Genomic DNA, 11,921 nt, shown 5'->3' with positions numbered 1-11,921 from the left:
TTTTCAACCAGCACATTTGGGGAGATTACAACCAGCACTCACAGATGTTTTCCAGAAGCGGTTCCGCCTGGGTGATATCTGCGTCCTGTCCCGGTGTGATGCCGAGTTCCACCGGATTGCCCAGAGCGTCGCAGATGGCATGGATCTTTGTAGTCAACCCGCCTCGTGATCGTCCGATGGCCTGATCCGTGCCCCTTTTTTGAGAGCTCCGGCACTATGCTGATGCGCCCGGACAATTGTGCTGTCGATCATCATGTATTCGTTGTCGTGATCAGCGGCCAGATAACGAAATATCCGTTCGATGACACCGCTTTCACACCAGCGGCGCAGACGCCGGTGCACGTTTTTCCAGTCCCCGAAACGGGCAGGAAGGTCGCGCCATGGAATGCCCGCGCGATAGCGATACAGTACCGCCTCCACGAACAGACGGTTGTTCGCCGCAGTGCCGCCGACATAACCCTCACGACCGGGGAGAAGATCCTTTATCCGCTCCCACTGGTCATCGCGTAAACCATAGCGCCGCATCCCTCTGTCTCCCCCAAAACTGGGAAAACAGTCAGCACACGCAGCCATAAAGTACAACCCACACGTGCCACATTCAGGGCTTAACTGACGACACGCCGTAAAATAGATGCTTCGAAGGTCAGGGTTATGCCGCATGGCAACCAGAGTAGGCATGTACAGAGCGTTTCTGACATGAATCCGACCAACCCGAATAAAGCTTTTACCCTGCCACTTTCCTCACTGCCTGGTCTGCGAGCCCAACAACCTGTCCATTTCCCAGTGTTCCCAGTTCGGGAATATCGACCCTGCCCCCTGAAATGCCCTCGATTTGAAGTAAGGTCTGTCCATAAGAGACAGACGATGAAGAAAGCACGTTTCACACAGGAGCGGATCATCGGGATCCTGAAGGAGCATCAGGTGGGCGCGACGGCTGCGGATCTGTGCCGCAGGCACGGGATCAGCGACGCGACCTTCTACACCTGGCGGTCGAAATACGGCGGCATGGAAGTGTCGGAAGCGCGTCGGCTGACGGCTCTTGAAGAAGAGAACGCGAAGCTGAAGCGGCTCCTGGCGGAGAGCGTAATGGACGTCTCGACGCTGAAGGCCTGCTGGCAAAAAACTCGTGACGCCCGGTTTGCGGCGGGACGCCGTGGCCTGCGCGATCCGGGAGAAAGACTATTCGCAGCGACGGGCCTGCCGGCTTATTGGTATGGATCCGAAGACCTGGCGCTATGCGTCACGCCGCTCGGATGATGCCACAGTGCGGGGGCGGCTGCGTGAACAGGCTGCAGAGCGACGACGATTTGGCTATCGGCGCCTGCAGATCCTGCTCGACAGGGAGGGGCTGGTGATGAACCACAAGAAGCTGTTCCGGCTGTATCGCGAGGAAGGGCTGTCAGTCCGTAAGCATGGCGGCCGTAAACGGGCGATGGGCACGCGCTCGCCGATGATGCTGCCCGACGGGCCAAACCAGCGATGGAGCCTGGACTTCGTCTCGGACGCGCTGAACAACGGACGACGCTTCCGTGTGCTGACAGTGGTGGACGACTACACGCGAGAGTGCCTGGCGCTGGTAGCGGATACGTCGCTGTCAGGCGAACGGCTCGGCCGCGAACTCGACCGGATCGGGGAACAGCGCGGCTTTCCCATGATGATCGTCCGTGACAACCGCACCGAGATGACCTCGAACGCGATCGAGGCCTGGCAGGAAAAACGGTCGGTGCTGTGGCACTACATCGCACCAGGCAATCCGCAGCAGAACGGGTTCATCGAGAGCTTCAACCGCCGGTTCCGTGACGAATGCCTCAACGAGCACCTGTTCCGCAACCTCGCCCACGCCCGTTCGGTCATCAAGGGCTTGCGGCCTGACCACAATGCCGTCAGGCCCCACACCAGCCTCGGGGGCATGACCCCAGAGGCTTTCGCTCAACACACCGACAAGGCATACAGCAACCCACAGACCCTAACTTAAAACTGAGGGCACGCTCGGGGTAGGGTCACTTCAGGCCCAGATGATCCCGATAGCGGCGAAAGCAGGCCGCGCCACATTCCAGCCGCATCAGGGCGCCTTCGGCGATGGCCGGGGCACGACGCGAATCTTCCGCGATGAGCGGGCTGATAACCTCTGCATTCCATGTTGCGGAATGGCGCACATCCAGCACGGCATGCAGGTCGAAATAATGCCGGTCATCGGGCTGCACGCCCAATCGTTTCAGCCCTGCCGCGACCATGGCCGCCCTACCCGGCGCGGTCAGTTCGATCACGCCCAACGCGCCGACCGCGTGAAACGCCAGATGCCGGCGGCAGGCCAGACCGGACATGGTGTTGGCTAGGGCCAGCGACTGCCACACCGTCGTCTCCGATTGGGACCGCAGCCCGAGGGCATGGACCAAATGCGCCAGCATCGGACCGTGCATGCCGGCTTCCCGGCCATGACCCATTTCGTCCCAGTAATTGCGCGCCAATTCCAACTTGGGGCGCGTTGGCATACGGACCTGGACCAGTGCCGTCAGGTCCTCGAAACCCGCTTCCCCTGCGGCTTCCTGTTCAAGGAACCAGCACATGGCCTCACGGGATGCATCATGCGCCAGCCAGGGGAAAAGGCTGTCGTGCTGGCCGGGACCGGTCTGTTCCAGTTCCTCGAACCATGCGAGGAAAGCCGCGGGCTCCCGGGGAGCCTGGGCGGCGATCGGTGCGACCTGTTCGCGCAGGGAGCGCAGAAAACCCGCTTCCTCCGCCAGCAGACGGGGCAGATCCAGTCCCGCCGCACCGTCCTCCTCGGGCAGGCACGGCGTCAGCCTTAGACGATTGAGCCCGGCCAGTGCCAGATGGAGTTCCCGCTGCGCCCGGTCGCTACTCTTGCCCGTCAGGATATTGTTCATTGACACCATTCCTCTCCTGCTATCGCCGTGTCACGGTCAGGCAGATCACCGCGATCCGCTCCGCCGTGGATAGCGGACCATTCTCCAGCTCCTCACCAAAGACATCCGGATCGAGCTCAGTGGCCGCCCACGTAAACTCCCGGCCATCCAGCAGGGCCACCACATCGCGCAGGAAGGGATTGTCCCCATTGATGATTGCGGTCCCGGTATAGAGCAGCAACGTCCCGCCGGGCGTCAGCCGCTCCATGGCCGTTCTGACAATCGCCAGTGACAGGCCCGCCCCCAGCCTGCCGCCGCCATCTCGGTACAGTCTGCAACCGGGATCGGGCAGATAGGGTGGGTTGGAGATGATCAGGTCGAATGCACCCGAAAGCCCCGACAGGAGATCGCCCTGCCACGCCATGATGCCGCCGACGCCGGCAAGACCAACGTTGATCCGCGCCAGCCGCAATGCGTCGGGGTTGATATCGACCATCACCACTTCGGTTGACGGGCAGACCTGTGCAATCATGATCGCGCCAAGTCCCGTGCCGCAGCCAATGTCCACTGCCCGCACGGGCGGCGGGGCGGAGCGCAGGTGGGCCGCCAGCACCGCGCCGAACCGGTAGCTGTCGGGGCCGAAGAACACCGCATCCGCCGCCACGGTGGGAAAGGCGGAATGGAAGAACCCGTTGCCCCCCAGCGTGGAGAACCGGAACCGGCTGCGCCAGGCCCCGTTATCAGCGACAAGCATCCCTGCTTCCGTCGCCTGCGCAAAGAGGGACACGGGCAGCGCATCACGCCGGAAGGGCCGGCTCCAGCCAAAGATATCGACGGGGTTCGCCGCCCACCCATTACCCGGTCGCGCGTTGACGCGGCGCTGGGTCTCTGGCGTGGGGCAGACAAACCTGTAGCCTGATCGCAACAGCGTGATCCCCACCTGTTGCATTGCGTGATCCCGAACTGCCGCGGGGAAGATAGGATTGTCCATGATGAAGCCCCAACGCAGCACGAATTACGCCTGTTCCCACCATGCTGGCAACGCCTGCAGCTTTGGTGCGATGGAACGGCTTCCGAAGCCGGTATTGTGTATACCCCTTGTCCTGCAGTGGCTATGGCTGGGGCTACGCTATCGCAGCCTGACGCTGCCATCGGTGGTCAATCCGGCGATCGAGACCGGGGGACTGGCAGGCGAATCAAAAGCAGCCTGCCTGGCCCGGATCGGTCAGGCGCATGCGCCATGGGTCGCCCGTACCGTCCTCGTCTCCCCCGCTGACATCCCGGCGGCAGCGTCCATGGCGCGGACACTGGGCTACCCGCTGGTTGCCAAGCCCGATATCGGCTGGTGCGGCCATGGCGTGCGACGGATCGATGTCGTAGATGGGCTGACGGCCTACATCGCGGCCTTCCCCCCCGACGCCAGCTTCCTCTTGCAGGAATTCGTGCCCGGCCCCTTTGAGGCCGGACTGTTCTACAGCCGTGGCCCGACCGAAGCCCATGGCCGCCTTATCGGTCTCGCCATCCGGCATTCCCCACAGGTCACGGGCGACGGCGTGCGTTCCATCGCGGCCCTGATGGCCGCCGACCCACGGCTGTGCTCGCGGATCGGGCATTACCGGCGCGCCCTTTCCACCAGAGGGATTGACCATGTTCCGATGCGTGGCGAATGCGTCATCCTTGGCACGGTCGCGTCCCTGCGGGTGGGCGGCCGCTATGAGGATGCCATGCGGCTCAATACCCCTGCCCTTGAAGACCGTGTCGATGCCATAGCCCGCTCCATGCACGGCTTCCATTTCGGTCGCCTGGACGTACGTTTTGGCAGCGAGGCGGCCCTGCAACGCGGAGAGTTCCGGATTATCGAAATCAACGGCGCCGGATCCGAAGCCATCCAGTTCTGGGACCCGACGATGCGCCTGCGGGATGCCTATCGTGGCGTGTTCGCCAAGCAGGCGGCCCTGTTCGCGCTGGCGGCCCGGATGCGGGCCGATGGCGCGGTCCCGATCAGCGCAATGGCGCTGGCCACGGCATGGTGGCGGCAACTCAGGCTGATGCGGCGCTATCCTTCGTCCAATTAGTTCATATGTGCAGCCCGGATCATGATCTGGAAACAGGCTCCGCATCTGTATGACCCTGATCGGCGCTGTCATGCCATGATACGTGGTTCCACCGCCTCACCCCTTCTGCAATCGGGGAAGCAGGCGTTCCAGTCGCAGCCTCCCCCGGCTGTCCGTCAGCCGCCAGGCTGCCAGGTAGGCCGCGGCTGTCGCGCCGATCAGGTTGCCACTGACGATAAGTGACATCAGCAGGACCTGGTACCTTGAGGCTGCCAAGGGGTTCATCCCCGCCAGGATCTGCCCTGTCATGATTCCGGGCATGGTAATGATCCCGGCGGCCGCCATCTGGTTCAGCGTCGGCAGCAGGGCCGTCCGGATGGCCTGGCGAATCAGGCCGTTCATTGCCTGCGCGCGGGTCGCGCCGAGAATGATCCGCGCCTCGATGGCCTGCCGTTCGCGCGTGATGGCGGACAGGAGTGTATTCATCGACAGGCTTGTTGCATTCATGACATTGCCCAGCAGCAGGCCCGTCAGGGGAATGGCCGTGCGGGCCACATACCACGGGTGGGGCTGGAGGCCGGTCAACAGCCCGATCAGCACCACGATGACCGTCCCTGTTACCGTGGAGGCACCCGCGATCCCGAAATGCCACCACAGACCAAGGCGGACCTGCTGGCGTGACCCGGCTTCCCGGGCGGCGGCGGTGAACATGAAGGCCAGCAGCCCGATGGTCAGCCACACGGAGGCATGACCAAACACGAACAAAAGCACACTGCCGACAAGCGCAAGCTGTACCGCCATGCGCACGGCGGAAACCAGCAGCACCCGCTGCAACCCCAGCGACAGCAGGAACGACAGCGCGCTGCCGATGGCGATCAGGGCAGCGGCCACCAGCATGTCCCCGGTCGTCAGCACTATGGGTGTCATGGCGCGATTTCTTCCATGTGTCCCCGTGCCATCCGGAACCGCGTCCCGGCCATGCGCCCCGCCTGCCCCATGTCGTGCGAGACCAGGACAATGGCCGTCCCCTGCGCCCTTGCCTCCTGAAGAACGGCTTCAACCCTGTCCGTCGTGGCGGCATCCAGCGCCGAACAGGGTTCATCAAGCAGCAGGACACGGGGATGCAGCAGCAGGGCGCGGATCAGGGACAGCCGCTGGCGTTCCCCCGTGGACAGGCGTGACAGCGGCGAGCGCAGGCAGTCTTCCCGCAGGCCAAGGCGCGCGACCAGCGCGCGCACCGCGTCCGTATCCACCATGTGGTCCAGCACGATATCGGACCACCACGCAGGTTCCGCCGGGACATATTGCACCAGGCGGCGCCACTGCGCCGCAGGCATGCCCGAGCAGGCCTGTCCATCGATGCGTGCATCGCCTTCATGCGGGTCAAGATCCGCGATCATGCGCAGCAGTACCGACTTCCCGCTGCCTGATGACCCGGTGATCGCCACGCACGCCCCCGCCGGGACAGTGAATGCAAACGGGCCACCATGGACGCTGCGCAAGGCCAGTACCTCCAGCGCCACAGGCCTGGCCTGATCTGTCGCTACAGTCATCCATCCTCCTGAACAGCCATCCCTGCCCGTTCGCGCGAAGACATCAGCCACGTTGCGTCCAGTCCCGGGCCTTTTCCCATATCTGAATTTCTCGATATGAGGAAATATTATATCCTCGCCGGACATGGCGACCGGCATCGCGCCGGTGTGCATGGCCCGGGCTACGGTCCATTTATGGACAGGTCCCGGCGACAGGACGGCCTGCCCCCGCGCCAGCCCGATGAAACCGGCCAACGCTGTAGGCGTTGGGAACCCTGCCTGTTTGCCCATAATCGGATATTACCATGATGCTGGATCGCCGTTCCTTTCTGGCATTGTCCGGACGAACGACGCCGGCGGCCATGATCCCGCGCCGGGGCCGTGGCGCTGGCCCCGTCATGGGTGGAAAAGCGGACCATACGCTGCGGATCGCCACGGGACAGGTCGAACTTGCCCCCGGGCGCATCATTTCAACCACGCTTTATAATGGCCAGTTTCCCGGCCCCCTGCTGCGGCTTGAGGAAAGCAGGCTCAGCGTGATCGACATCTTCAATGATACCGATACGCCGGAACTGGTGCATTGGCATGGCCGGGGGCGATCTCAACCGTGGTACCTATACCGGGCAGGTCGGGCTGGTCTATATCGAGCCGAAGGATAATCCTGGCGCCCATGACCGCGAGATATTCCTTGTGCTGAAGGAATTCGCGCCATTCTTCAGCCGTGGCGGCGACATGGCGGTGGGTGCGCTTGCGGGCGACCCGGTAGCCGAACTCCAGCGGCTGGGAAAGGGCGCCGACGCGGTCGCCACGCAAGGGACGAAGGGGTTCGAGGTCGGCTACAGGTCATTCACGATCAACGGCCCATTCAATAAGGTGGCGTATAAGCTGGTGCTGCCGGATAGGGCGCCGTCGGGTAAGCAGGCACGACCGGCACGACCGGTACAGGCATCGCCACGCCTGTAGTGGCAGCAACCACGCCCGCGATCAGTCCGGTTACCGCCGCCACAAGCAGGTACTGCGCTCCGGACTGCATCCAGTAATAGCCTGATGGCGGTGCCCACAGGCCATGGTAGCGCCGCCAGTCACGGCCCCGCCACTGCCACGACGGTCATGACCGCCATGCCCCCATGGCGGATCCGCACGGGCCGTCGCACTGGTCAGGATCAGGCAGGCTGACAGGATGGCGGCCGGAAATCGATCTATCATGGTGCCTCCATCGGCAAGCAGGGTAAGGAACACAGGCTCTCATGGCTTATGCATGAACGTACGCCCCCCCCCCGCGCCAGGACAGGGATTGACATTATTTTATATATCCACAATCAAAGATATATGGATATGGAATCGGCCCTTGCCGCGCTCAGCGCCCTGTCCCAGTCCACGCGGCTGGCTATCTTCCGCCTGCTTGTGCGCCATGAACCGGACGGCCTGCCCGCCGGAGATGTCGCTCGCCATCTTGATATGCCGCAGAACACGATCTCGACCCACCTCGCGATCCTGACACGTGCCGGCCTGCTGAGCGCGCAACGCCACAGTCGGCAGATCGTCTATCGCGCCTGTCTTTCTCGCCTGCAGGACCTGATGCTCTTCCTCGTCAGGGACTGCTGTGCGGGCAGTCCCGAACTCTGTGCGCCCCTGATCGCGACCCTGTCCTCCTGCTGTCCGTCCCCCGAATCCTGCTCATGACCATCACGATCTATCACAACCCGGCCTGCGGCACGTCGCGCAATGTGCTGGCACTGATCCGCAACAGCGGCGAGGAGCCTCGCATTATCGAGTATCTGAAAACGCCTCCCAATCGTGCGGAACTGGTCGATCTGATTGCCCTTATGGGCGTTCCGGTGCGCTCGGTCCTGCGGGAAAAGGACACGCCCTTTCACGAACTTGGCCTCGATAATCCGGCCCTGAGCGATGACGCGCTGATCGATGCCATAATCGCACACCCAATCTTGATGAACCGACCGATCGTCGTCACCCCGCTCGGCGTTGCGCTCTGCCGTCCGTCCGAGACGGTTCTGGACATCCTGCCCAACCCACAGCAGGGCGCATTCGTCAAAGCGGACAACGAGAAAACCGTCGATGAATCCGGAAAGCGGATCGTCTGATGCTGGCGCTTCTGATTTTCGTTGTCACGCTGGTTTTTGTCATCTGGCAGCCTCGGGGGCTGGGCATCGGCTGGAGCGCAATGGCAGGTGCCGCCGTGGCTCTGGCGGCTGGTGTGATCCACTGGCACGACATTCCGGTCATCTGGCACATCGTCTGGGACGCGACCTTCACCTTTATCGCGCTGATCGTTATCTCGCTGTTGCTGGACGAGGCCGGGTTCTTCCATTGGGCCGCCCTGCACGCGGTGCGTTGGGGCAAAGGGCGAGGCCAGACGCTATTCCCGCTGATCGTGGTGCTGGGAGCGGCCATTGCAGCGGTTTTCGCCAATGACGGCGCGGCCCTGCTGCTCACGCCCATTGTCATCGCCATCCTCACTCAGCTCCGCCTGAGCCATACTGCAGCCCTGGCCTTCATCATAGCGACCGGCTTCGTCGCGGACACCACCAGCCTGCCGCTGGTCATCTCCAATCTGGTGAACATCGTCAGCGCCAATTTCTTTGGCATTGCGTTCGATCGCTATGCCACGATCATGGTCCCTGTCGATCTGGTAGCACTTGGTGCAACGCTGGCCGTCTTGTGGCTGTGGTACCGGCGGCAGGTGCCTGCGACCTATCCCGTCGCCGAACTGCCCGCACCTGCCACGGCCATTCGTGACCCTCATGTATTCCGGGCGGCATTTCCGCTGCTAGCCCTGGTTCTGGCGGCCTATTTCCTGACCGCGCCGTTTCATATCCCGGTCTGTGTCGTAGCCTGCCTGGCTGCTGCAATCCTGCTGCTCGTCGCCGGATATGGCCGGGTGATCTCTGTTCGCAAGGTGCTGCGGGGTGCTCCGTGGCAGATCGTGATCTTCTCCCTAGGCATGTATCTGGTGGTCTATGGGCTGCGCAATGCCGGGCTGACCGACTATCTTGCGACCGCACTGGTCTGGCTCGGTCATCAAGGGACGTTCACGGCCACCATCGGCACCGGCTTTCTAGCGGCTGTTCTGTCGTCCATCATGAACAATATGCCGAGTGTGCTGGTCGGGGCGCTGGCGATCCAGCAGGCTCACGACATCACGCCGCTGACACGCGACCTGATGATCTATGCCAACGTCATCGGCTGCGACCTCGGGCCGAAATTCACGCCCATTGGTAGTCTCGCAACACTGCTGTGGCTGCATGTGCTGGCATCCAAGAATCATCGGGTCACGTGGGGGCAATACATGAAGGTCGGGCTGGCCATCACCCCGCCGGTCCTGCTGGCCACGCTCATCGCGCTGGCCCTGTGGCTGCCCCGGGTCAGCCACCCGTAACGCATGAAGGGAACCGCTCCATGACCGCACCTGACCTGCCCGCCCTGCATCCGGAATATCTCGAACGGGTTGACCTCGCGCGGCTTGAGCCACACCCACGGGTTGACCATCCGCCCCGCATCCTGCTGCTCTATGGCTCGCTGCGACCACGCTCGTTCAGCCGCCTGCTGGTGCTGGAGGCGGAGCGCATCCTGAAAGCCCTCGGCGCGGAAACGCGGATATTCGACCCGACCGGCCTGCCGGTGGCGGATTCCGTACCTGCCACCCATCCGAAGGTGCAGGAACTGCGCGCACTCTCGCTCTGGTCGGAAGGCCAGGTCTGGTGCAGCCCCGAACGGCACGGTAACATAACCGCTGTGTTCAAAAACCAGATCGACTGGTTGCCACTGTCCGAAGGCTCGATCCGTCCGACGCAGGGCCGCACGCTGGCGGTGATGCAGGTCTCAGGCGGATCGCAAAGCTTCAATTCCGTCAATGCCCTGCGGGTTCTGGGCCGATGGATGCGGATGTTCTCCATCCCCAACCAGTCCAGCGTGCCGATGGCCTATACGCAATTCGGTGATGATGACCGGATGAAGCCCTCCCCGCTCTATGACCGCATGGTGGATGTCATGGAGGAACTGATGAAGTTCACATGGCTGCTGCGGGACCGGGCCGATTACCTCGTTGATCGCTATAGCGAGCGCAGGCAGGACCATCGCCCGCCTGAAGCGCGGTGAGGCCGGGACGGGACGGGACGGAACCGTTCAACGTGGTGATTGCGGATGGCGGCCATGCTGCGGGGCCGTAAGCCTGCTACGCTCCAGCCAACGCCAAAGCGGCAACACTTCAGGCTTACCGTATCCGTGATCCTGTGATCTGGATTAATAAACCCCAATCTTCGTGCGACCATCTTGTCGCTTTATCAAAGCTCTTGTAAAAACAAAAAGAAATACTTTGTCATGAACATAGCGTTATGGAATATTTCCAATTGAAAACCTCCATAAACAGTAAAATCCGTCACGATCCACAAGAAACTACCAAGGTTCTTGTGGTCAACACCCTCCTGACGTGAAGACAAACACCGTGTCCTGATTTCGCATATAGCGATCTTCCTATACCGCCTTGATGTGCCTGGGCATCATAGCCTGCTCATGCCGTTGGCCACGGTCGTTCGAGATTACCAGGATAAAAGCAATAGTGGCGGTCACCGATATTGTACCGGCCCACCTGACCGACACCACTACGAAAGGGGTTCACCCCATGTTACCCTTACAGTCGAGTTGCGCCCTGCCTGAGGCTGCCACGTCTCGAAATGGACGGGAAGGCATCTGTCTTGATCATGACCAGTCCTTGCAGCAATGGATCCTTGCATGATGACCGAAACCTGCAAGGTCCTGATGATCTTCCCGCTTTTCAACGCCAATTCATTCTGGAACTACAAGGAAGCCTGCGATCTTGCGGGCGCACGCTATCCGGCGGCCCCCCTTGGCCTGGTCACGGTCGCAGCCCTCCTGCCCCGGGACTGGGAAGTCCGGTTGGTCAACCGCAATACCGAAGACCTTGTGGATGCCGATTACGACTGGGCCGACATGGTCATGACCGGCGGCATGCTGCCGCAGCGCAATGATGCGCTGCACATCATCGAGACCTGCCGCGCGCGCGGCAAGCCGGTGGTGGTGGGTGGCCCCGACGTGACCTCTAGCCCATCGCTTTACAGCGCCGCCAATTTTCAGGTACTGGGCGAGGCCGAGGAAATCATGGATGATTTCGTCGCGGCCTGGCGCAGCGGTGCGCGGCAGGGCGTGTTTGAAGCACCAATGGGCAAGACGGATGTTACAAAAAGTCCGTTGCCGCGCTTTGATCTGCTCAAGCTTGACCAGTACCTACATGTTGGCATCCAGTTCTCGCGTGGGTGTCCGTTCAGTTGCGAGTTCTGCGACATCATTGAACTCTATGGCCGAGTGCCGCGCACCAAGACCAATGCGCAGGTCATGGCCGAACTCGATGCCCTGTACGCGCTTGGCTATCGCGGACATGTGGATTTTGTCGATGACAACCTGATTGGCAACAAGAAGGCGCTCAAGAAATTCCT

The 11,921-nt window shown here is 62.1% G+C and carries 14 protein-coding genes and 1 pseudogene; 10 read left to right on the top strand and 5 right to left on the bottom strand.

Annotation, left to right across the window (positions count from 1 at the left end; all coding sequences use genetic code 11):
• Window positions 1-43: 43 nt before the first annotated feature.
• A pseudogene (locus B7449_RS10935) lies at window positions 44-525 on the bottom strand (IS5 family transposase); the annotation flags it as partial.
• Window positions 526-864: 339 nt separating this feature from the next.
• On the opposite strand from B7449_RS10935, the gene B7449_RS10930 reads away from it, so the two are divergent.
• Window positions 865-1,975 (top strand): IS3 family transposase gene (locus B7449_RS10930; protein ID WP_095666531.1). Its coding sequence is split into 2 segments (ribosomal slippage): window positions 865-1,112 and window positions 1,111-1,975, totalling 1,113 coding nucleotides; the frame shifts between segments, so codons are not numbered across the junction.
• 25 nt (window positions 1,976-2,000) lie between these two features.
• Here the strand turns inward: B7449_RS10930 and B7449_RS10925 are convergent.
• Together B7449_RS10925 and B7449_RS10920 are read right to left on the bottom strand one after the other, a co-directional pair.
• The gene (locus B7449_RS10925) at window positions 2,001-2,885 is read right to left on the bottom strand and encodes an iron-containing redox enzyme family protein (RefSeq protein ID WP_010509894.1); all 885 of its coding nucleotides are present in this window, start codon (window positions 2,883-2,885) and stop codon (window positions 2,001-2,003) included.
• A 19-nt stretch (window positions 2,886-2,904) separates the two neighbouring features.
• Complete coding sequence (locus tag B7449_RS10920) at window positions 2,905-3,813, bottom strand: methyltransferase (protein ID WP_010509896.1); 909 nt, start codon at window positions 3,811-3,813, stop codon at window positions 2,905-2,907.
• 40 nt (window positions 3,814-3,853) lie between these two features.
• On the opposite strand from B7449_RS10920, the gene B7449_RS10915 reads away from it, so the two are divergent.
• The gene (locus B7449_RS10915) at window positions 3,854-4,939 is read left to right on the top strand and encodes an ATP-grasp domain-containing protein (RefSeq protein WP_010509898.1); all 1,086 of its coding nucleotides are present in this window, start codon (window positions 3,854-3,856) and stop codon (window positions 4,937-4,939) included.
• Window positions 4,940-5,035: 96 nt separating this feature from the next.
• Here B7449_RS10915 and B7449_RS10910 read toward each other — a convergent pair whose 3' ends face one another.
• Entirely contained in the window at window positions 5,036-5,845 is an 810-nt protein-coding gene (locus B7449_RS10910) for an ABC transporter permease (protein WP_010509899.1), read from the bottom strand.
• A complete protein-coding gene (locus tag B7449_RS10905) occupies window positions 5,842-6,471 on the bottom strand; it encodes an ABC transporter ATP-binding protein (protein WP_025440182.1) in 630 nt (209 codons plus the stop codon). Before B7449_RS10905 ends, B7449_RS10910 begins: the two co-directional genes overlap by 4 nt.
• 284 nt (window positions 6,472-6,755) lie before the next feature.
• Here B7449_RS10905 and B7449_RS22845 point away from each other — a divergent pair, with 284 nt between their 5' ends.
• From B7449_RS22845 to B7449_RS10870, 8 genes are all read left to right on the top strand, one after another.
• Complete coding sequence (locus tag B7449_RS22845; protein WP_231289981.1) at window positions 6,756-7,109, top strand: multicopper oxidase domain-containing protein; 354 nt, start codon at window positions 6,756-6,758, stop codon at window positions 7,107-7,109.
• Complete coding sequence (locus B7449_RS22840) at window positions 7,036-7,413, top strand: multicopper oxidase (RefSeq protein WP_010509905.1); 378 nt, start codon at window positions 7,036-7,038, stop codon at window positions 7,411-7,413. Before B7449_RS22845 ends, B7449_RS22840 begins: the two co-directional genes overlap by 74 nt.
• An 84-nt stretch (window positions 7,414-7,497) precedes the next feature.
• Entirely contained in the window at window positions 7,498-7,626 is a 129-nt protein-coding gene (locus B7449_RS23520) for a hypothetical protein (protein ID WP_258911761.1), read from the top strand.
• A 153-nt stretch (window positions 7,627-7,779) separates the two neighbouring features.
• A complete protein-coding gene (locus B7449_RS10890) occupies window positions 7,780-8,133 on the top strand; it encodes an ArsR/SmtB family transcription factor (protein WP_025440180.1) in 354 nt (117 codons plus the stop codon).
• Window positions 8,130-8,552, top strand: coding sequence for an arsenate reductase (glutaredoxin) (gene arsC, locus B7449_RS10885; protein WP_025440179.1), 423 nt, complete (start codon window positions 8,130-8,132; stop codon window positions 8,550-8,552). Before B7449_RS10890 ends, arsC begins: the two co-directional genes overlap by 4 nt.
• The gene (locus B7449_RS10880) at window positions 8,552-9,847 is read left to right on the top strand and encodes an arsenic transporter (RefSeq protein ID WP_025440178.1); all 1,296 of its coding nucleotides are present in this window, start codon (window positions 8,552-8,554) and stop codon (window positions 9,845-9,847) included. The genes arsC and B7449_RS10880 overlap by 1 nt, the downstream gene beginning before the upstream one ends.
• A gap of 20 nt (window positions 9,848-9,867) precedes the next feature.
• Window positions 9,868-10,566, top strand: a complete 699-nt coding sequence (arsH, locus tag B7449_RS10875) for an arsenical resistance protein ArsH (RefSeq protein WP_025440177.1) — start codon at window positions 9,868-9,870, stop codon at window positions 10,564-10,566.
• 633 nt (window positions 10,567-11,199) lie between these two features.
• Window positions 11,200-11,921: B12-binding domain-containing radical SAM protein (locus B7449_RS10870; protein ID WP_209426727.1), on the top strand; the 722-nt coding region annotated here is incomplete at its 3' end.

Source organism: Komagataeibacter intermedius TF2, from assembly GCF_000964425.1.
GTDB lineage: Bacteria > Pseudomonadota > Alphaproteobacteria > Acetobacterales > Acetobacteraceae > Komagataeibacter > Komagataeibacter intermedius.
The sequence above is the reverse complement of the archived record's forward strand: the minus strand, read 5'-3'. Positions and strand labels throughout refer to the sequence as shown.

What these genes read in the sequence shown, in the direction of transcription:
- B7449_RS10925 (WP_010509894.1), bottom strand. Translation starts at nt 2,885, where the DNA reads ATGAACAATATCCTGACGGGCAAGAGTAGCGACCGGGCGCAGCGGGAA.
- B7449_RS10920 (WP_010509896.1), bottom strand. Translation starts at nt 3,813, where the DNA reads ATGCAACAGGTGGGGATCACGCTGTTGCGATCAGGCTACAGGTTTGTC.
- B7449_RS10915 (WP_010509898.1), top strand. Translation starts at nt 3,854, where the DNA reads ATGATGAAGCCCCAACGCAGCACGAATTACGCCTGTTCCCACCATGCT.
- B7449_RS10910 (WP_010509899.1), bottom strand. Translation starts at nt 5,845, where the DNA reads ATGACACCCATAGTGCTGACGACCGGGGACATGCTGGTGGCCGCTGCC.
- B7449_RS10905 (WP_025440182.1), bottom strand. Translation starts at nt 6,471, where the DNA reads ATGACTGTAGCGACAGATCAGGCCAGGCCTGTGGCGCTGGAGGTACTG.
- B7449_RS22845 (WP_231289981.1), top strand. Translation starts at nt 6,756, where the DNA reads ATGATGCTGGATCGCCGTTCCTTTCTGGCATTGTCCGGACGAACGACG.
- B7449_RS22840 (WP_010509905.1), top strand. Translation starts at nt 7,036, where the DNA reads ATGGCCGGGGGCGATCTCAACCGTGGTACCTATACCGGGCAGGTCGGG.
- B7449_RS23520 (WP_258911761.1), top strand. Translation starts at nt 7,498, where the DNA reads ATGGCGGTGCCCACAGGCCATGGTAGCGCCGCCAGTCACGGCCCCGCC.
- B7449_RS10890 (WP_025440180.1), top strand. Translation starts at nt 7,780, where the DNA reads ATGGATATGGAATCGGCCCTTGCCGCGCTCAGCGCCCTGTCCCAGTCC.
- arsC (WP_025440179.1), top strand. Translation starts at nt 8,130, where the DNA reads ATGACCATCACGATCTATCACAACCCGGCCTGCGGCACGTCGCGCAAT.
- B7449_RS10880 (WP_025440178.1), top strand. Translation starts at nt 8,552, where the DNA reads ATGCTGGCGCTTCTGATTTTCGTTGTCACGCTGGTTTTTGTCATCTGG.
- arsH (WP_025440177.1), top strand. Translation starts at nt 9,868, where the DNA reads ATGACCGCACCTGACCTGCCCGCCCTGCATCCGGAATATCTCGAACGG.